Below are 18,891 nucleotides of genomic sequence, written 5' to 3'. Positions count from 1 at the left end.
CCGATGAACCACCTCGCGTTGAACCTGCTCCTCGCGATCGTCTGGGTCCTGCTCCAGGTCGAGTTCTCCCTGGGGCGCCTGGTCGTGGGCTTCCTCGTCGGCTTCGGCGCGATTGCGCTCACCGAGCGAGCGCTCGGCAGGAGCTTCTACGCGCGCGCTGCGGCGGGCGTGCTCGCCCTGGCCTGGAGCTTCGTCAAGGAGCTCGTCCTCTCGAATCTCACGCTCGCGCGCGACATCCTCCGCCCGCGGCCCGTGTTCCATCCGGCGTTCGTCCGCCTCGATGTGCGCGCCCTGAGCCCCGTGCAGACGATCCTCCTCGCCAGCCTCATCTCCCTGACCCCGGGCACGCTGACGGTCGACGTGGGCCTGGAGGAGCAGGCGCTCTACGTCCACTCGCTCTACGCGCGCGATCCCGCGGAGCTGCGCGGCCGGCTGCGCCGGTTCGTCCGTCTGATCCAGCGCGCCGCAGGCCGCGGGCTACCGCAATCGCTGGAGGAATGACATGGGAGGCGTCGATCCGCGGTCCGCCGTCCTCTTCGCCTCGCTCTTCGTGCTCGGCGTCGGCATCGGGCTCTGCACGATCCGCGTCGCGCGCGGGCCGACGAACTTCGATCGATTGCTCGCGTTCGATTGCCTGTTGATGAATGTCGTCGGCGTGGCGCTCGTGGCGTCGATGCTGCTCGCCACGGACGCGTTCATCGACATGGTGCTGGTGACCGCGCTGTTCGGGTTCATCGGCACCATCTCGCTGGCCGCCTACCTGGAGGGCTCCCTTGCTCGCTAGCGCGCTCGAGATCGCCGCCGCCGTGGCGGGGACGTTCTTCATGTTCGTGGCGTCGCTCGGCGTCCTGCGCCTGCCGGACTTCTATGCGCGCATCCACGCGCCGACCAAGGCCGCGACGCTGGGGCTCGCGTTCCTGCTCGCCGCGCTCGCGCTGCACTTCAGGGAGCTCTCGAGCGTGACCAAGGCGGCGCTGGCGCTGCTCTTCGTGGCCGTGACCGCGCCCCTCGGCGCGCACATCCTCGCGCGAGCGGCGTACCGCAGCGGCGTGCGGGCGCCCGGAACGCGGGTCGACGAGTACGGGCCTTCCGTGCAGCGCCTGCGCAGCGAGCCCGAGCGTGACGAGGAGGTGAAAGGAAAGGAGGACGGGTGAGCCAACGCCGACCGGAAGACGCGGTGACGAGGTCAAGGCGCGCCCCCGTCGGTGCACGCCCTCCACGCTCCGGAGCGCCTCCAGGATGAGCGCCCTGGCGCGCTCGACGTCGTCGCCGTAGCCGATGCCCACGTCGTATTCGAGCCTGCGCACCTCGAAGGCCGTGTTGACCACCACCGAGTTCGTGAACAGCTCCGAGTTCGGGATCACGACGCGCCGGCCGTCGTACGTCTTGAGGAGCGTCGCGCGGGTCTGGATCTCCTCGACCGTGCCCTCGTAGCTGCCGAAGCGGATCTGGTCGCCGATGCGGAACGGCTCGGTCAAGAGGAGGAGGATGCCCGCGAGGTAGTTCTGGAGCACGTCGCGGAACGCGAAGCCGATCGCGACCGATCCGATGCCGAGGAACTGGAGGAGCGAGGCCGGCGTGAAGTTCGGGAAGACGATGACGCAGCCGACGAGGGCGCCGAGGATGAACATCGCCCCCTGGGTCAACCGCCCGAGGACCAGCCCCAGGTTCTGGTTCCGGCGCCGGGACCGGCGCATCCTCCCCCTGGTTCACCGTGGTGTCGCCCAGCACGCCCTCGACGTAGACCCGCTTCGCGAGCACGACAATGACGACCAGGATCGGCGTGGCGAGGACGACGCCGAGACCGCCGGTCAGCGTGCCCATCAGCACCTGCGTCACCAGGATGAGCCCCGGCGGCAGCGACACCGTGCTCCGCTGGATGAGCGGCGTGATCAGGTAGCTCTCGACGACCTGGATGCCCAGGTAGAGCGCGATCACGTAGCCTGCCATGGCCGGGCCTTGCAGCAGGCCGAGCAGCGCGGCGGGGACGGCCGAGAGCGCCGGTCCGACGTAAGGAACGAACGTCAGCACCGCCGCCAGGATCGCGAGCGTCAGCGCCAGGTGGATGCCGAGGAGCGCGAGGCCGATCCAGGTCATGACGCCCACGACGGCCATGGAGAGCAGCCTCCCGAGCAGCCATCGGCGGAGGAGGTGCCCCATGTCATCGAGCACCGTCGACGCCTGGGCCCGCCGCGCGACGGGGACGAGGCGGAGCAGGCCCTTGCGGTAGGCCGCGGGCTCGGCCGCGAGGAAGAGGCCCAGGAACAGGACGACCACCGCGCCCGCAAGGGCGCCGAGCGTGGTCGAGAGCAGGCGTGTTGCGCCGAGGAGGGCCTGCCGCGCGTGCGGGAGAACCTGCACGTCCGAGAGGCGCTCGGCGAGCTCACGGCCCCAGGCGTACCGCCCGGCGTGCTCGGCCGCGCGGCGCGCCGCCTGGGGCAAGCGCTGCGCGAGCTCGTCCACCTGCGCCGCGAGCGACGGCGCGATGAGCCAGGCGCCCGCCGTGACGGCGGCGGCGAGCGCGGCGACGGTGACGGCCAGCGCCCAGCCGCTCGAGAGAGGGGAATGGCGGCTCAGCCAGTCCCCGATGCCGCGCAGAACGATGGCCAGGAGGAGCGCCGCGAAGACGAGGAAGACCACGTCGAACACGGCCCCGAGCACCCAGAGGAGCAGCCCGCTCACCGCCACGATCGCGACCGCGGCGATAGCGCTCGATCGCGCCTGCCCGAGCCTGTCGGCGTCCGAAGCCGGTTTCCGCTCCACCATATCGGCTCCGCGGGCGCGCCGCTGCGCCTCTGCACACGCCTATTCCGCCGGCGGGGTCGCACGTCAAGCCACCGAGGGCGCGCTCGTGCCAGCCTGGCGTGCGGCGGGCGTGCGCCGGGGCTCTCGAGTCCAGCTCACGAGTGCGCATGACGGTGACGGCGCTCGGCCGTGCCCGGCGCCGCTCCGGGAGCACCGTCGCTTGCAGGCTTGCCCGTCGCTGGACGGGCGCGGCGTTCCCTTGCGGGCACCGAGGCGTCTGCGGCAGCGCACGTCGAGCCTGTGGCGGCGCTGCCGGCCCGGCGTCTCGCCCCGGCCGATCCCTGCCGGCGAAGCGCTCCGCGGTGTCCCTGGCGTGCGATGGCCGAGCTCGGCGTCGGCAGAGGCACGCCAATCGCAAGATGTCGGGGCATGTTGCGAAGAACCAGCACGCGGATGCTCTGGTCGGGGACGCTTCTGATCGTGGCCGTCGCCGGCTGTCGAACCGATGAGCCGCGCGGAGAGGCCCTCGGGGAGAACGTGCAGAAGGAACCTCCGGCGCAACAGCAGCAGCGCGGCGCGCAGGAGCCTCGGGAGAGCGCAGCGCGGCAGGCTCCTCCGGCCGACGTCGAGGTTGGCGGCGTGCTGTCTTGCCGCCCCGAGGCCGAGATCGAGGCCACCATGACCCGCCTCATCGCGCTGGCGGACTCGAACGAGGACCGGGCGCTCTCGAAGGACGAAGCGCTCGGCCTGACGAACGTCGTGGTCGGCGGCTTCTTCTTTCGCGCCGACGAGAACGGCGACGGGGTGGTGACGCCCGAGGAGGGCCGGAAGGTGCGAGCGGAGTTCATGGACCAGAACCCCGCGGCCGCCGCGCTCTTCCAGGAGGCGCGCAAGACGACCGGCAAGAGCCCCTTCGCGACGCTGGCCCGGCTGTTCGACGTCGACTACGGTAAGCCGCTCGCCATCGCCGAGGCGCGCGACGCGGCCCGCGGCGCGGTCGAGGATCTGTACCGCGCGGCCGATCAGGACCGCGACGGAATCCTCTCGCGCGCCGAGGCCAACGGCGTGGCGTGGGAGGGCGCGCGGGCGCTGGGCCGGTCGGCGTTCGAGGCAGCCGACGGCGACCGGAACGGGCGCCTGACGTCGCAGGAGTTCCAGGCAGCGCTCCAGGGGCCGGCCAAGGTGGCATTCACCATGGCCGATACCAACAACGACGGACAGCTCACAGAAGAAGAGGCGGCCAGGGCGATGGGGCAACTCGTGCAGCGGCTCGGCGTCCAGCCGCCCGCGGCGCGGTAGCAAGTGACGCGCTCGCCACGGCCGGCGTGCCCTGCTGGCGCCCGCCTGGATCGCGATGGCGCGGCCCGATAACGCCGTCCAATCCGGGATGTCGCCATCGAGGTGGATGTACGCCGGCCGAGAGGCACCACCATCGCGCGTTCGCCGCGCGCTGGACAGCGCCCGATCTGCGCGATCGGGCTGGTTGGGGAGGAAGAGATGATGCGAACGAACCATGGGACATCGGTAGTAGGCCTGGTCCTCGCGGCGGCGGCGACCCTGCTCGCGACGGGATGTGATCGAGAAGAAAGGGCGCTCGGGACGACGCGCCCCCCGGAGGGCTCCCAGGTCCAGGCGCGGACGGCGGTCGCCAGCGCGGTCGATAGCATCGTCGCGGCGCGGTGCGACCGCGAGGCGCGGTGCAACAACGTCGGCCAAGGCCGCGAGTATGCGAGCAAGGAAGCCTGCGCCACCAGGATCCGAGCCGAGTGGCGCGACGAGCTCAACTTCGTCGAGTGCCCGGGCGGCATCGATTCCAAGGAGCTGAACGAGTGCTTGCAGGAGATCCGCAACGACGACTGCAACAATCCGTTCGATACCCTCGGCCGGATCGTCGCCTGCCGCTCCAGTGATCTCTGCCGAGCCACTCCCTAGCCGCGCTCTCGCGGCACGGCAATCGCAAGGTACGTAAGGCGCGTCAAGCGTACGCAACGGAGCGCGATGCGAGCTCATGAGGTGCGCGGGCTCACCGTGGCAGACGGCCGCGTCGACCTGGACCTCCGCAGGGCTGGAGGCGACAGCGTCGAGGTCGACGTGCTCCGGGTCGAGGACAACATCGATGTCGTGGTCGAGGAGCGCTGAGCCGCACCGGCCGCTGCGCTCCATCGCTGATGTGACATGTGACGAGAAAGAGAGAGCGAGAGAGGGGGAACCATGCAGATGATCGTTGGGAGACCGGTGGTGGGCCTGATCCTGGCTTCGGGGATGAGCCTGTTTGTGGCGTGTGGCGGAGAGGACGGTTCTCAGGGGGCGCGAGCCCCGGACGGCGCCCGGCGCGAAGCGCCGGTGCCGGTCGGCAGCGCTGTGGATAGCATCGTGGCAGCGAGGTGCGAACGCGAGGCGCGGTGCAACAACATCGGACAAGACCGGGAGTACTCGAGCAAGGATGCGTGCTCGAACGAGATCCGATCCGAGTGGCGCGACGATCTCAACTTCACCGAGTGCCCGGGCGGCATTGACGCCGAGGAGCTGAACGAGTGTCTGGAGGGGATCCGCAACGAGGAGTGCGGCAATCCGTTCGATACCCTCGGGCGGGTCGTCGCCTGTCGCTCCAGCGATCTCTGCCGCGACACGCCCTAGAACCGATCACGTTGAAATCTGGAGAATTTTTCACAGGGAGGCGGGGAGGCGGGGAGGAAGAAAAAAAAATGAATCTCTCCTTCTTGCCGTCTCTCGCTCCCCGCCTCCCCGCCTCCCTGTGAAATTCCCGCTTTCTCTCGGGGTTTCAACCCGTTTGTCGCTCTAGGGGCTGGTCGGACCGGGCGCCGCTCCGGTGATTGTTGTGAAAAGGGGAAAGCGGACATTCCGCCGCTCTGCTGCGCCCGGGAGAGGCTCATTCTTCACGGGCGAGCGCAGTGTACAACGCGACGAGCGCCCGCTCGGCAGCGCGCAGCGCGATCAGGATCTGCTGGTCGGACACGGGTACGCGGTCCGCGGGGTGAAGGCGCGCCGCCTCCGCCCGAAACTCCCGCACGGCAGCGGACACGCGGCTCGATCCACGGTACGGACCGGCCGCGAGCGCCTGCATGCCGGACGCTGCGTCGCGGAGCGCGCGCTCCGTCGCGGCGCGGAAGCTCGCGTGCCGGGCGGCGACATCGAACCAGGCTGCAGCGGTCCGGCGCGCGTCCGGCCGCCCGCCGTCCGACCGAAGCCGCAGGGCACCTCCCGCCGATCAAGGGTATCGTTGCTGCCAGCGCAGGAGGGGCGGCAGCTGCAGAGCCGCGGTGTGACCTTGCAATCCAGCCACATCGGCTCTCTCGGCCATCCCTGGACTTTCACGGTCCGACCGTCGGGTCTATGGATGTGGTTGACGTCACGCGGCCACGCCCGGTCCGCTCAGGACGGGTCCGGCCGCGCCGGGTTCTCTCCCTCCGATAAGCGTCGCGGTGGAGCTGCGCTGCAGGCTGCCGCCCCATGGATCACGGAGCATGTCGCGTGTTCTTCAGCAACTGGAACAGCCTGGGTCGGATCGTGCTGGTCGGCGGCCTCGCCTACGTGGCGCTGGTCGTGCTCCTCCGGGTCTCCGGGAAACGCGTGCTCTCGAAGATGAACGCCTTCGACCTGGTCATCACCATCGCGCTCGGCTCGACGCTCGCGACCGTGCGAGCGCCCAGTCGACCTTGAAGACCCCGGGACCGTAGCGATAACGCTCCAGGCGGCGGACATAACGCGCGGGGAGCCGGTCCCCGGCGATCCTCACGATCTGGCGAGGCGTCAGATCGAACAAGATCGCCTTCGCCGCCGGCAGCTCGTCGACGGACACGACGCGCCGCCCCACCTCGATCTCTCCGCCGAACGAGCGAAAATAGGCGGAGAGCGCTGCCGTGATCGCCTGCGAGCCGCCGCGCGCGCAGGGCCAGCCGCGCGCGTGGCCGGCCACCGCCAGCGCCAGGCCGATCGCCGACGCGCCGCGTTCACCAGCGCGACGCGCGAGAGCGCCTGCGGGAAGCCCCCGAGGAGCCTCTTATCACGCGGATGGTACTCCTCGGACAGGACGCCGACGTCGTTCTTCAGGGTGAGGAGGCCACCCAGGGCGCTTGCCTACCGCGCTCGCGTGGTGAAGAGGGACGTGATGGAGTCCAGGATATCCTGGATCGACAGGGCAGGAGGCGGCTTGTCCGGGTTGTCGAGGGCCCTGTCCACATAGTGCCCGAGGTACTCGGTCGTAACGAACGCCGTGATCGCGTTCGTCACCGCGCCGGCCAGCGGGATCAGCCCCAGCGTCATGGTGACCACGACCGGGCGCGGGCTCTCGATAATCGGCGCGAGCAGCCTGAAGGACGCGCGCTCGCCCGCCGGGCCGAGCGCCTCCAGCCACCGTTTTGCCGCGTCCTCTGTCTTCACGGAGATCTCCTGTTCATCGATGGCACGCCGCGCGGTGCCTGAGCCGCGCCTCACTGGATCCGGAGATCGATCGTCATGTCCTTTCCCCCCCGCTGGAGGGAAATCGCGAGGTTGTTCGCCGAGCGCAGCCGGGCGTAGGCTTGAAGCGCGCTCTGCGGGTCGGTCATGTCGAAGCCGTTGATCGAGCGGATCGTGTCCCCCCTGCGCAGGCCGACCGCGGTCAGCAGCGAGTTGGGCGCGACGCGGGCGAGGCGGACGCCGACCACGCGCTCCCCCTCCCGCGCAGGTACGATCCGCGCGGAGCGCATGAGCTCCCCCTGCTTCTCCAGGACCAGCTCGATCGCCGTCCGATCGACCACGAACTCGCGGTCGCTCACCTTCCGGATCTTCGCCGCGATCTCCGGCGGGAGCGCGCCGGGCTTCGGCCGCGGCGCCGCGGGCGGCGGCGCGGGCGCCGCGCGCGGCGCGCCCCGGTTGTCGCCGATGCGGAGCTGACACCGCGCCCCCGGCTCGGCGAGCCAGACGCGGTCCCAGCCGATCGCGACGACCGAGCGGCCCTCGACCGCGTCGCCCTCCCGGCGCAGGAGCGGCTCCCCTCGCCCGGCCGCGATCGTGGCGAAGGACCAGGAGGGATCCTCCGAGGCGGCGATCAAGAGGACGCGCGCGCCCTCGCAGATCGGATCCAGCAGAGGATCGCCGCCCACGGCGGACACCTCGTCGTCGTCCTCCTCCTGGCTGGCAGGCTTCGGCGTGAGGGGCCCTGTCACCGAGTCGAACGGGTTCCGCGCCACGATGGCTGCCGCGCTGGTCGTGTGATCGCCGTCGTCCAGGAGGGGCCGCGGCTGCGACAGCGGTTGCGGTCGCGCCGGCGGCAGCCCGGAAAGCCACGCTTCTTCCACCAGGTACGAGATCCCGGAGGCCTGCTGGTACGCGGCGATCATGATCATCCCGCCGAGGATCACCGGGAAACATCGCTTGATGAGGAGTTCCGGAATCACCGTCGCCTTCCAGAGCGAGCGTGCACGCGAGCGTCGGTGCGCCCCGCAGCCCGCCAGCAATCGTCGCCAGCACACCTTGACGGAGCGCGGAAGCCCCTCCGGGCGGCCGTCGCGCGCCGGGGCCCTCGCGCCCGAGAGCAGCATTGCCCGTGCCCACGCCGGAGCAGCATCCGTGCCCAGGTGGCTCGGGAGTTGCTGCCCGCCGATGCATGAAGAAAAGGACGGACGCCGCCCCGCTCGCCCTGCTCGCCGCGCTCGCCGCCACGGCCGGTTCTGCGGCGGCGGGCTGCGCTCCGGACCCGCGCGGCGTGGCCTGCGCCGACGACAGCGAGTGTCAGCGCCCCGACGGGGGACTCGCGTACTGCATCAACTCCCGCGGCGTCGAGTGCGTCTCGAGCTCGCTATGCAGCGCGGAGGACCGGTGCATCGGGGGTCGATGCGCGCCCCGGTGCCGGGACACGCGCGACTGCCGGTCCGACGAGCTCTGCCGCGAGGGAACCTGCGAGGCCCGCTGAGATGCGACATCGTGTCGCATCTGGGACAATGGATCGCATGAACGCGCACAGCCACGAGGGACGGAGCGCGATGGGGCTGACGCTCCAGCTCTGGCTCGTGCTCCTCGTGCCGATCGTCCTGGCCGTTGCGCTCTACGGGGCGGCGATCCACACGACGCGGCATCAGTTCCTCCGCAGGCAGGCGTCGGCCGAGCTGCGCCACCACGCGAGCCTGGTCGAGGCGGCGATCGGCGGGGCCGTCGAGCGCGGCCAGGTCGAGCTGCTCAAGCAGCGCATCGAGCGGCTCGCGCAGGCCGAGCGCATCCTCGGGATCGCGGCGTTCGACGAGCGCGGGGGCCCGATCCTCGTGACGGATCCCATCGCCGGCGAGTCGGCCGAGCTCGCGGCGCTCGCGCGCAGGGCGCTCGCGACGGGCGCGGAGATCGAGGAGGAGCAGACGCTCGGCGGAGGGCCGGCGCTCGTCCGCACGGTCACGTTCTCGCAGCGGGGTCTGTCGGTCGTCGCCGTCGTCGTCCGGGAGCTCCGCTACCTCGACGCCTTCGCGCGGAGCTCGAACCGGGGCCTGGCGCTCGCCGGGGCCGGGCTGCTCGCCGCCGTGGCGGTGATCGCCGCGTTCGCGAGCCGGGCGACGGTCGGGCGCCCGGCCGGCGCGATCGTGGCGGGCGTCGAGCGGGTGGCGCGCGGGGAGCTCGAGGTGACGGTGCCCGAGGCGGGCGCCGAGGAGCTCCGGCGGCTCGCGCGGGCGTTCAACGCGATGACGGCCTCGCTCACCGAGGCGCGCGCCCGCCTGGAGCAGGAGCAGGCCGCCCGCGCCGCCGCCGAGCGGAAGCTGCAGCAGGCGCACGCGCTGTCGGCCGTCGGGCAGGTGGTCGCCTCGATCGGCCACGAGATCGGCTCCCCGCTCAGCGTCATCCTGGCGCGCGCCCGCCGCCTCGCCGATCAGCCCGGGTGGCCCGAGCCGGCCCGCGGCGAGCTGGAGACGATCGCGACGCAGTCCGAGCGCATCTCCCGCGTGGTGGCGCGGCTGCTCTCGGTCGCCCGGCCGCCGAGGCTCCTCGGCGGCGGCAGCGACGTGGCCCGGGTCGCGCGCGAGGTGCTCGCGTTCCTCGGGCCGGAGTGCCGGCAGCGCGGGATCGCGACCCGACTCGAGCACGACGGGGCGCCGCTGCACGCGGTGCTCGACGCGGACCACCTGTTCCAGGTGGCGTTCAACCTGTGCCTGAACGCGGCGCAGGCGCAACCTCGCGGGGGCGAGATCACGGTGCGGCTCCAGACCGTCGACGCCCGCAAGGCGGCCCTCGAGGTCGAGGACCGCGGGCCCGGGATCCCTCCCGAGGTCGCCGAGCATATCTTCGAGGCGTTCTTCACGTCGAAGGGCGATCGCGGCGGCACCGGCCTCGGCCTGGCGATCGTCGAGGGGATCGTGCGCGAGGCGGGCGGCTCGGTCGAGCTCGTCCCGACGGACCACGGCGGCGCCTGCTTCCGCGTCACCCTGCCGCGCGGCGTGTCCGCGCCGCTGCCCGCGCGCGCGGAGGCTCGACCGTGAGCGCCCGCGCGAAGGTGCTCATCGTCGACGATGAGCTCGAGATGGTGAAGCTCGTGGCCGACATCGCCCGCGACGTGGGCCACGAGCCGGTGACGCTGACCGCGCCGCTGCTCGCGCTCCCGCTGCTCGAAGAGCGGGAGTTCGACCTCGTCGTGACCGACGTGCGCATGCCCGAGATGGACGGGATCGAGCTCATCGAGCGGATCGCGCGCTTCGACCCCCGGACGGCGATCATCGCCATGACCGCGTTCGGCTCGATCGACACCGCGGTCCGCGCCATGCGCGCCGGCGCGTTCGACTACCTGCCGAAGCCGTTCCAGCCCGCGGACATGGCGCTCCGGATGGAGCGGGCGCTCGGGCAGCGGGCGATGACGGTGGAGCTGACCGAGCTCCGCTCGGAGGTCGCGCAGCGGTTCTCGATCGCCGGGATGGTCGGGCGCAGCCGGGCGATCGAGGAGGTGATCGCGCTCGTGCGGCGCGTGGCCGACAGCCGCGCGACGGTCCTCGTGAGCGGCCCGAGCGGGAGCGGCAAGGAGCTCGTGGCGCGCGCGCTCCACGGCGAGAGCCGGCGTCGCGGGAGGAAGTTCGTGGCGGTCAACTGCGCGGCGATCCCGGAGTCGCTCATCGAGGCGGAGCTCTTCGGGGTGCGCAAGGGCGCGTACACGGACGCGCGCAGCGACCGGCCCGGGATGTTCCAGGAGGCCGACGGCGGGACGTTGTTCCTCGACGAGGTGGGCGAGCTCGCGCTCCCGCTCCAGGCGAAGCTGCTGCGGGCGCTCCAGGAGCGGGAGGTCCGCCCGGTCGGCGCGGTGTCCTCGGAGCCGGTCGACGTGCGCGTCATCGCGGCGACGAACCGCGATCTGCGCGCGGCGGTCGCCGAGCGCAGCTTCCGCGAGGACCTCTTCTACCGGCTCGCGGTGATCGAGATCGCGATCCCGTCGCTCAGGCACCGCACGGACGACATCCTGCCGCTCGCCGAGCACTTCCTGGCCCGCGCGGCCGCGCACGCGGGCAAGCCGATCGCCGGGTTCTCGGGCGCGGCGGTGAAGCGCCTGCTCGCGTACGACTGGCCCGGCAACGTCCGCGAGCTGGAGAACGCGATCGAGCGGGCGGCGGCGCTCTGCGACGGCGCGCGGATCTCCCCGGACGACCTCCCCGAGGGCGTGCGCGCGCGGCGAGGCGCGCCGGATTTCCTCGATGCCGCCGCGGATCGGCTGATGACGCTCGACGAGCTCCAGCGCGAGTACGCGCAGGTCGTCCTGCGGCGCGTGGGCGGCAAGAAGCAGCGGGCGGCGGCCCTGCTCGGCGTCGATCGGCGGACGCTCCAGCGCTGGTTCGGCGGGAGCGACGGCGAGCAGGAGCCCTGAGGGTCGCCCTGGAGCGCTGCGTCCACTCCCCGCTGGCGGCGCTCGAGCGGGCCATCGAGCGCTTCGCGCGCGGCGACAAGACCGCGCGCGCCCCGGCCAGGGCCCGCGGAGCTGCGCTCGATCGCGGACCTGCTCGATGGCCTCTTGCGCATCACGGAGGGGGCATCCGAGTCGGATCACGTCGAGATCATGGACCTGTAAGCGCGCGTCCCGCCGGAGCTCACTCCTTCGACAGATAAGCGATCACGAAGCACATCTCCTGATTCGTCCCTTCCCCCCAGGGCACGTCCACTGGCGGGAGCGAGAACTGCCCCTCGCTGTCCACCGTGTTGTCCCATGTGCACTCGGTGACGAAGCGATCCCCTGTCCCCCAGCGCATCGGCTCATCGAACATGTAGAGCGCCTGGTGGTGGAACTCGAACTCGCCGCGCGCGGCGCACTCGTTCTCTCCGCCGTCGCGCTCGATCCAGGCCCGGTAGGAGCGGCCGAGCACGTGCATGTGCGGCATGACGCCGTACACGAGCAGCGGCGGGCCCTCGTTCGGCGCGGAGCTCTGCTCGGTGTGCGCCTCGGCGCCCGCGGGGATCGTGAAGGGGACCGGGCCGAAGACATCCATGTAGACCTCGGCGCGAGGCGCCTCGCGCGCGAGCTCCAGGCGGTAGCCGGACCGATCGCGCGCCTCCGAGTTCCTGCGCCCGAAATAGTGCATCTGCAGCACGAGCTGCTCGCCGGGCTCGACCCGGACCCCGGCGCCCTCCGGCAGCCGCGTCACCCCGACGCCGGGCGCCCAGCTGTGGAGCAGCTGCCAGTCGAGCTCGATGACCGGATCGCGGCACGGAAATGCGCGCGTCCCCGGCGCGACGCCATAACCGATGCCCGCGTCGCCGCCGAGATCCCGGTACACGGCCATGTGGTGCACAACGGCCGGATTGCCGACCTCCGCCTCGAACGCCGTGATCCAGGCCGGCTCGGAGAACGGATTGTCGATGATCGTGCAGAAGTACTCGTTGCCGTCGTCGTCGAGGGAGACCTCGTGCTCCTCGGGCATCCCGAGCGTGGCGTCGGGCACCTCGATGCTGTCCGCCCGGCCCCGCGGCGGCGGCGAATCGACCGGATCGCCGAGCGGGGCGCCGTCGCGCGCCCATGCCTCGAAGAGGAGGCGCTCCTCTTGGCTGAGGCTCATCCTCTCCGCGCCTTCGTAGCTGCGGCAGCTCGGGTCCAGCACCGGCGGCGGCATGTCCCCCGCGCTCACCCGCAGTGACATGAGCGCGGCCAGCCGCTGCGCCGTCGCCGCGTCCGTCAGCGCCACACCGCCGACGCCCGCGCCGTCATGGCAGGAGGCGCACGAGCGCTCCACGAGCGGCTGGATGTCCCGGTACCACGTCACCTCCGGCCCCGGCGACGCGGGCCCCTCCCCGTCGCCACCACACCCCGTCATCCCCACCGCCCCGAGCACGAACACCACCGCGCTCCGTGCCCTGCGCACAGCTTCGCCCCTCGTCATCCCAGGCCTCCTGTCGTCACGGCCGGCTCAGGAGCCGCATCTCCGCGAGAGCTCCCGTCAATCGACCGTTTCAAACGATTGTTTAATAGCCAGTCGGCGGTGTGTCAAGGGCTGGGCTCGACGATGGCCGCGGCGGTCCTCGAGCGGCGGCGACGTGAGAACGGAGCGGCGCGTGTCGGCGCGCGTGCGGATGCCGGCGCACATCCAGCACCGGGGGGCCGAGCCGCGCGCCCTCGGCTAGGATCGCCAGCATGCGCAACCCCCGCCTTCTCCTGCCGCTGGCGACGGCCCTGGTCCTGGGATCCTTGCAAGGTGCCGGCTGCTCCGGCGAGACGCCCGCTGAAGGGTCGTCGGGCCCCGATGGGTCACGCTGCGAGCCGTCGGGCGGCGGGCCGCACTGGCTCCTCGAGGGCGAGACCGTGACGTTCCCCGTGACGTGCGCGACCGGACTCGCGCTCCCGGACGGCGCGATCGAGGTCGGCCCCCTCCCCGACGGCGCCACCTACGACCCGGTCGCGCGCGAGGTGACGTTCTCACCCGGGCTCGACCAGGCCGCCGTCTACGAGATCGAGATCCGCGTCGCGCAGACGTCCGAGGTCGGGCGCGTGAAGATCGGCGTCGCCGACGCCTTTGCCGATCCGGCGAACGTGCCTGTCGTCGATCCGGCCCGCTATCCCGAGGAGTACGGCCTGCCGGTGCTCTTCCTCTCGCCCACCCCCGAAGCGAAGGAGTACGCGCCGGCCACGGTGGTCTACCGCGGCCACACGTACACCGCCGAGGCGGAGCTCCGCGGCGAGAGCTCGCTCGGGTATCCGAAGAACAGCTTCACCCTCAAGTTCCCCAAGGAAGACAAGTTCAACGAGCCCGACGAGGCCGGCGGGTTCACCGATCGCCGCAAGGTCGTGCTCATCACGACGTTCGACGACAACTCCTATGTCCGGCAGCGCCTTGCGTACGACCTCTGGAATCGCCTCGATCCGGAGCACATCCAGATCAAGACGTACAGCGCCGTCGTGTACCTCGACGGGCAGTACGCAGGGCTCTACACCGTCGCCGATCACGTCAACGGCTACCTCATGGAGGACCACGGGTACTCGCAGGACGGCAACCTCTACAAGGCGGTCAGCCACGACGCGAACTTCGCGCTGACCGCGCACGACGACGAGCCGAAGGAGACGCTGCACGACGGCTTCGAGAAGAAAGAGGGGACGCCGCCGGAGGGCGAGCCGGAGGCGTTCGCGGACCTGGAGGACCTCGTGAGCTTCGTCGCCACGTCCGACAACGCCGCGTTCGCCGCCGAGATCGGGTCACGGATCGATCTGCGCGATTACGAGGACTGGTGGATCTTCGTCACGTTCATCATGGCCGACGACTCGGCCGGAAAGAACAGCTACCACTACCGCGATCCGGTCGCAGACACCGTGTTCCGCTACGTGCCGTGGGACTTCAACGCGAGCTTCGGCCAGGCGTGGCAGACGGAGCGCCAGCCGGCCTCCGATCGCGTCGAGTACCTCGGCGTGAACCTCCTCTTCCAGCGCCTCCTGGAGGAGCCGTCGATCGGCGATCCGCTGCGCGCCCGCTATGGCGAGGTCCTGCGCGGCGCGTTCGACGAGGCCGAGATCCAGGCGATCGTGGACGGCTACGTGGCGCGCATCGACGCGAGCGCGCGCCGGGACGAGGCGAGGTGGGGCGAGGCCTACCGGACCTACGAGGAATGGAGCGGGCGCGGCGACTTCACGACGTACGAGGAGGAGATCGCGTACGTGAAGGCGTGGATCTCGGAGCGGTGGCAGCACCAGGACACGCTCTACTGATCAGCCCGAGACGAGCCGCTGGGCCGCGGCGGCGCCGGATGATAATGCGTCCCCGTGCTCCTCCACGCCACGCAGCTCCTCCTGGGCGGGCTCTTCCTCTATCTCGGCGCCGAGTGGCTGGTCAAAGGCTCGTCTGGCCTGGCGCTGGCGTTCGGGCTGCGGCCGCTCGTCGTCGGGCTCACCGTGGTCGCTTATGGCACCTCGGCCCCGGAGCTGACCGTGAGCCTCGCGGCCGTGCTCGAGGATCGGGGCGCCATCGCGCTCGGCAACGCGGTCGGCTCGAACGTCGCCAACCTCGGCCTCATCCTGGGGTTGACCGCGCTCATCTGCCCGCCCCGCGTGGAGGGCGGCCTGATATGGCGCGAGATCCCGGTGCTCGTGGGCACGGCGGCCGTGGTGCCGCTCCTGCTCCTCGACGGCGTGATAAGCCGCCTCGAGGGAGCGCTCCTGTGCGCGGCGTCGGTCGGGTACACGGCGTGGGTCATCCAGAGCGCCCGCAGGGGCGCGCCGGGAGGCGCCGCGGCCGTGGCGCGCCCGTCGCCGCCGTCCCCGGACGAGCGCGGCGCGTTCGCGGCCGCCCGCGAGATGGAGATCGACGCCGAGCGGGCCGGCGCCCCCGCGGGCCGCGGCAAGCGGCGCCTCGCGCTGATCACGGCGGTGGGCCTCGGCCTCCTGATCTTCGGCGGCAAGGTGTTCGTGAGCGGCGCCGTGGGCGTGGCGCTCGGCGTGGGCATGAGCGAGCGGCTGGTCGGGCTGACCATCGTCGCGGTGGGCACCTCGCTCCCGGAGCTGGCGACCAGCATGATCGCGGCCGCGCGCGGGCACTCGGACATCGCCGTCGGCAACGTGGTCGGCTCGAACATCTTCAACGTGCTGATCATCCTCGGCGCCGCCGCCCTGGCGCGGCCGCTCGCGGGCTCTCCAGCCGGCATGGCCGTCGATCTCGCCGCCCTCGGCGGGGTGACGGTGTTCGCGGCGATCGCGATGCGGACCGAGCGGGTGCTCCGCCGCGCGGAGGGCGCCGCGCTGCTGGTGATGTACGCGGCCTTCCTCGCCGCGCTGATCCTCGCCGCCTGATCGGCGCGCCCGCCCGGCGCCGGACCGCTCGCCGCGCGGCCGGAGCGGACGTTGACATCCTCCAGCGCGGCGGCGTGAATGCTGCGCGTGGATCCATCACCTCCCCCCTCGTCCTGGCCGCGCGCGCCGCGCGCCGACCTGCCCGGCAATCGCGGCGATCGCGCGGAGCCCTCGCTGACGGTCGCCTCGCTGGTCGCGCAGTCCGTGCCGCCGCCGCCCTCCGCGGCCGCCAGCGCGGCCGCGGTCGCGCCCCGGCCGCGCGCCGCGTGGATGCGGCCGGCGCCGCTGCTGGTCGGCAGCGCCGTCCTCCTGGGGATCGACCTGGCGTTTGCGATCACCCCGCGCGCCTCGATGGCGCTCACCGCGCTGGAGACGCTGCTCGTTCCTGCGTGGGTCGCGGCCGTGGTCTCGCTGGAGCGCCTGCGCAGGGCGCTCGCGGGCGCGAGGATCGAGGCCAGGCGGCCTCGGCTCGCGCTGTTCCTGCTCGCGTTCAGCCTGCTGCTCGTGTGCATCGGCGAGAAGTGGCTCCTCGTCTGGCAGCCGGCCGACGACCCGGGGAACCGCGGCGTCGTGCTCTACCGCGCGTACACCGTGCTCGCGTTCCTCCTGGCCATCGGCGGGCTGCTCGGGCGCCGGCCGCTCGAGCGGCTCCTCGCCACCGCCGCGGAGCACCCGGCGCGGCTCATGGCCGTGTCGTTCGGGGTCGCCACGCTGATCGGCAGCTTCCTGCTCACCCTGCCGCAGTCGCTCCGGAACATCGCCGACGCCTCGTTCATCGACGGCCTGTTCATGTCCGCGAGCGCGGTGTGCGTGACCGGGCTCGCCGTGCACAACGTCGCCGAGACGTACACGCCGTTCGGCCAGGCCGTCCTGCTCCTCCTGATCCAGATCGGCGGGCTCGGGATCATGGTGCTCTCGACGTTCTTCGCCATCCTCGCCGGCAGGAGGCTCAGGCTCCGCGACGCGGCCGTGATGGCCGAGATGATCGACGCCGAGTCGTTCGCCCGCCTCCGCCGCAACATCGCCGCGATCGTCCTGTTCACGCTCGGCATCGAGGCGGCGGGCGCGCTCGCCCTGCTGTTCAGCTTCCTGCCCCACCACGAGATCGCCTCCGGGCCCGTCGCCGGGGAGCCCCTCTCCGGCGCCGGCGATCACCTCTGGGCGGCCGTCTTCCATGCGGTCAGCGCGTTCTGTAACGCGGGCTTCTCGCTGTTCAGCGGGGGGCTCGTCCCGCTGGTCGGCTCGCCCGCGGTCTGCGGCGTGGTGATGGCGCTCGTGATCCTGGGGGGCCTCGGCTTCCCGGTGCACGACGAGCTCCTGCGCCGGCTCAGGCTCCGGCTCCGCGGCGAGCGGCCGCCGCGGTTGTCGCTGCACAGCCGGGTCGTCCTGCTCACGACCGCGGTGCTTCTCGTCGCCGGGGCCGCGGGCTTCCTGCTGCTGGAGCGGCGCCGATCGATGGGGGACCTGTCGTGGCCCGTGACGGTGCTGGCGAGCTTCTTCCAGTCGGCCATGACGCGGACGGCGGGCTTCAACACGATCGATCTGGGCCTCATGGGCCCGGCGACGTGGATGCTCACCTGCATGCTGATGTTCATCGGCGGCTCGCCGGGCTCGACCGCGGGCGGGGTCAAGGTCACGACCGTCGCCGCGCTGTTCGCGACGCTGCGCGCCGAGCTGCGCGGCGAGGAGGCGCCACGCCTCCTCGGCCGGACCCTCCCGGCGGCCACGGCGCGCCGCGCCCTGGGGGTCGCGTTCCTCAGCGTGGTGCTCGTCTCGGGGTTCTTGCTGATCATGCTCGCCCTGGAGCCGCACGACCCGATGGGCCTCGCGCTGGAGACGGTCAGCGCGTTCGCCACGGTCGGGCTGTCGGCGAACCTCACGCCGTCGCTGAGCGCGCCGGGGAAGGTGGTCATCACGCTGGCGATGTTCATCGGCCGCATCGGGCCGCTGACGCTGGCGCTGGCGCTCGCCAACCAGGCGAGGGCGCGGAGCTACCGGCTGCCGGAGGAGCGCGTCGGCATCGGGTGAGCGCGCGGCCGGGCGGCGGCCCGGCCCCGGCGCCGCCGCCCGGCCCGCGGATCAGTGGCGCTTGCCCCGGATCCGTGAGACGTTCGCGGCGCCGCGCCGCCAGGAGGCGGCGCGCGATACCGGACCATGAGATCGAAGAGCGTCCTCGTCATCGGGCTCGGCCGGTTCGGTACGTCGATCGTCGAGACCCTGTGGAAGGCCGGGGCGGAGGTCATCGCGGTCGACAACAACCCCGAGGCGGTCGACGCGGTGAAGGACAAGACCTCGGCCGCCTTCGTCGGCGACGCGACGGTGCACAAGGTGCTCGAGGGGATCGGCGCTCAGTACGCCGAGACCGCCATCGTGACGTTCGGCGAGCACTTCGAGCCGTCGGTGCTCTGCGTGGCCTCCCTGGTCCGGATGCGCGTGCGCGAGGTGATCGCCCGCGCCGCCACCGATCGCCAGGCCGACATCCTGCGCGCCGTGGGCGCCACCCGCGTGATCCAGATCGAGACCGAGATGGGCCGCCGCGTCGGCGCCGACATCACCATGCCGCTCGCCCAGGATCTGCTCGACCTGGCCAGCCACTACCGCGTGGTGCCCTGGAACGCGCACGGCCCGCTCGTCGGGCAGACGCTCGCCGGCTCGAAGATCCGGCAGCGGTACCGGATCAACGTGCTCGGCGTGCGGCCGCACACGAGCAAGCAGCCGGGCGACAAGCCGCGGCTCGAGGCGCCCACACCGGACTACGTGATCCGGGATGGCGACACGCTGCTGCTCGTGGGCGACGCCGACGACGTGAGCCGGTTCGTGGCCGAAGTCGGGGGCTGATCGGCCTCCGTGCCTCCGGCGTCGAGGCGCCCCGAACAGGCCACCCGAGCACAATCCTGGCCACCCATTCCCGCTTCTCCCCTCGT

General features: G+C 71.9%; 18 protein-coding genes and 3 pseudogenes. 15 read left to right on the top strand and 6 right to left on the bottom strand.

What is annotated here, in order from left to right; genetic code table 11:
• The first annotated feature begins 3 nt into the window (after positions 1-3).
• From WME95_RS18360 to mnhG, 3 genes are read left to right on the top strand one after another with little or no spacing between them, the layout of a single operon-like run.
• Positions 4-501, top strand: coding sequence for a Na+/H+ antiporter subunit E (locus WME95_RS18360; RefSeq protein ID WP_437909659.1), 498 nt, complete (start codon positions 4-6; stop codon positions 499-501).
• A 1-nt stretch (position 502) separates the two neighbouring features.
• Positions 503-784 carry a monovalent cation/H+ antiporter complex subunit F gene (locus WME95_RS18355; RefSeq protein ID WP_437909658.1) on the top strand — a complete coding sequence of 94 codons (282 nt, stop codon included), beginning with the start codon at positions 503-505 and terminating at the stop codon, positions 782-784.
• Positions 774-1,154 carry a monovalent cation/H(+) antiporter subunit G gene (gene mnhG, locus WME95_RS18350; RefSeq protein ID WP_437909657.1) on the top strand — a complete coding sequence of 127 codons (381 nt, stop codon included), beginning with the start codon at positions 774-776 and terminating at the stop codon, positions 1,152-1,154. The genes WME95_RS18355 and mnhG overlap by 11 nt, the downstream gene beginning before the upstream one ends.
• Positions 1,155-1,208: 54 nt before the next feature.
• On the opposite strand, the pseudogene WME95_RS18345 reads toward mnhG, so the two are convergent.
• Both WME95_RS18345 and WME95_RS18340 read right to left on the bottom strand, forming a co-directional pair.
• Positions 1,209-1,700, bottom strand: a pseudogene (locus tag WME95_RS18345) (mechanosensitive ion channel family protein); the annotation flags it as partial.
• Positions 1,701-1,812: 112 nt separating this feature from the next.
• Positions 1,813-2,766 (bottom strand): annotated as a pseudogene (locus WME95_RS18340) (AI-2E family transporter); the annotation flags it as partial.
• Positions 2,767-3,174: 408 nt separating this feature from the next.
• Between WME95_RS18340 and WME95_RS18335 the strand changes: the two are divergent.
• From WME95_RS18335 to WME95_RS18320, 4 genes are all read left to right on the top strand, one after another.
• Positions 3,175-4,044 carry a hypothetical protein gene (locus WME95_RS18335; protein WP_437909656.1) on the top strand — a complete coding sequence of 290 codons (870 nt, stop codon included), beginning with the start codon at positions 3,175-3,177 and terminating at the stop codon, positions 4,042-4,044.
• A gap of 198 nt (positions 4,045-4,242) precedes the next feature.
• A complete protein-coding gene (locus WME95_RS18330) occupies positions 4,243-4,677 on the top strand; it encodes a DUF6184 family natural product biosynthesis lipoprotein (protein ID WP_437909655.1) in 435 nt (144 codons plus the stop codon).
• Between the two features lie 66 nt (positions 4,678-4,743).
• Complete coding sequence (locus tag WME95_RS18325) at positions 4,744-4,884, top strand: hypothetical protein (RefSeq protein ID WP_437909654.1); 141 nt, start codon at positions 4,744-4,746, stop codon at positions 4,882-4,884.
• A gap of 234 nt (positions 4,885-5,118) precedes the next feature.
• Positions 5,119-5,382, top strand: a complete 264-nt coding sequence (locus WME95_RS18320; protein WP_437300276.1) for a DUF6184 family natural product biosynthesis lipoprotein — start codon at positions 5,119-5,121, stop codon at positions 5,380-5,382.
• A 253-nt stretch (positions 5,383-5,635) separates the two neighbouring features.
• Here WME95_RS18320 and WME95_RS18315 read toward each other — a convergent pair whose 3' ends face one another.
• Entirely contained in the window at positions 5,636-5,830 is a 195-nt protein-coding gene (locus tag WME95_RS18315) for a hypothetical protein (RefSeq protein WP_437909653.1), read from the bottom strand.
• Positions 5,831-6,216: 386 nt separating this feature from the next.
• Between WME95_RS18315 and WME95_RS18310 the strand changes: the two are divergent.
• Positions 6,217-6,405 (top strand): annotated as a pseudogene (locus WME95_RS18310) (hypothetical protein); the annotation flags it as partial.
• A gap of 438 nt (positions 6,406-6,843) precedes the next feature.
• On the opposite strand, the gene WME95_RS18305 reads toward WME95_RS18310, so the two are convergent.
• Positions 6,844-7,146, bottom strand: coding sequence for a hypothetical protein (locus tag WME95_RS18305; protein WP_437909652.1), 303 nt, complete (start codon positions 7,144-7,146; stop codon positions 6,844-6,846).
• A 50-nt stretch (positions 7,147-7,196) separates the two neighbouring features.
• Positions 7,197-8,144, bottom strand: a complete 948-nt coding sequence (gspC, locus tag WME95_RS18300) for a type II secretion system protein GspC (protein ID WP_437909651.1) — start codon at positions 8,142-8,144, stop codon at positions 7,197-7,199.
• 209 nt (positions 8,145-8,353) lie between these two features.
• Between gspC and WME95_RS18295 the strand changes: the two genes are divergently transcribed.
• Genes WME95_RS18295 through WME95_RS18285 form a run of 3 tightly spaced genes read left to right on the top strand, consistent with a single transcriptional unit; the run spans position 8,354 to position 11,572 of the window.
• Positions 8,354-8,659, top strand: a complete 306-nt coding sequence (locus WME95_RS18295) for a hypothetical protein (RefSeq protein ID WP_437909650.1) — start codon at positions 8,354-8,356, stop codon at positions 8,657-8,659.
• Between the two features lie 37 nt (positions 8,660-8,696).
• Entirely contained in the window at positions 8,697-10,205 is a 1,509-nt protein-coding gene (locus WME95_RS18290) for an ATP-binding protein (protein ID WP_437909649.1), read from the top strand.
• Positions 10,202-11,572 carry a sigma-54-dependent transcriptional regulator gene (locus tag WME95_RS18285; protein ID WP_437909648.1) on the top strand — a complete coding sequence of 457 codons (1,371 nt, stop codon included), beginning with the start codon at positions 10,202-10,204 and terminating at the stop codon, positions 11,570-11,572. Before WME95_RS18290 ends, WME95_RS18285 begins: the two co-directional genes overlap by 4 nt.
• A 220-nt stretch (positions 11,573-11,792) precedes the next feature.
• Here the strand turns inward: WME95_RS18285 and WME95_RS18280 are convergent, their stop codons facing one another.
• Entirely contained in the window at positions 11,793-13,076 is a 1,284-nt protein-coding gene (locus WME95_RS18280) for a hypothetical protein (RefSeq protein WP_437909647.1), read from the bottom strand.
• Positions 13,077-13,327: 251 nt separating this feature from the next.
• On the opposite strand from WME95_RS18280, the gene WME95_RS18275 reads away from it, so the two are divergent.
• From WME95_RS18275 to WME95_RS18260, 4 genes are all read left to right on the top strand, one after another.
• A complete protein-coding gene (locus WME95_RS18275; RefSeq protein WP_437909646.1) occupies positions 13,328-14,890 on the top strand; it encodes a CotH kinase family protein in 1,563 nt (520 codons plus the stop codon).
• A gap of 54 nt (positions 14,891-14,944) precedes the next feature.
• A complete protein-coding gene (locus WME95_RS18270; protein ID WP_437909645.1) occupies positions 14,945-15,967 on the top strand; it encodes a calcium/sodium antiporter in 1,023 nt (340 codons plus the stop codon).
• A gap of 78 nt (positions 15,968-16,045) precedes the next feature.
• Positions 16,046-17,995 carry a TrkH family potassium uptake protein gene (locus tag WME95_RS18265; RefSeq protein WP_437909644.1) on the top strand — a complete coding sequence of 650 codons (1,950 nt, stop codon included), beginning with the start codon at positions 16,046-16,048 and terminating at the stop codon, positions 17,993-17,995.
• 126 nt (positions 17,996-18,121) lie between these two features.
• Positions 18,122-18,805 (top strand): potassium channel family protein, encoded by a 684-nt coding sequence (locus WME95_RS18260; protein WP_437909643.1) that lies wholly within the window; start codon positions 18,122-18,124, stop codon positions 18,803-18,805.
• The last annotated feature ends 86 nt before the right edge of the window (positions 18,806-18,891 follow it).

Origin of the sequence: Sorangium sp. So ce327 (assembly GCF_051530205.1) — a bacterium.
GTDB lineage: Bacteria > Myxococcota_A > Polyangia > Polyangiales > Polyangiaceae > Sorangium > Sorangium cellulosum_B.
Note: the sequence above shows the minus strand (reverse complement) of the source record. Positions and strands in the feature narration are given on the sequence as shown.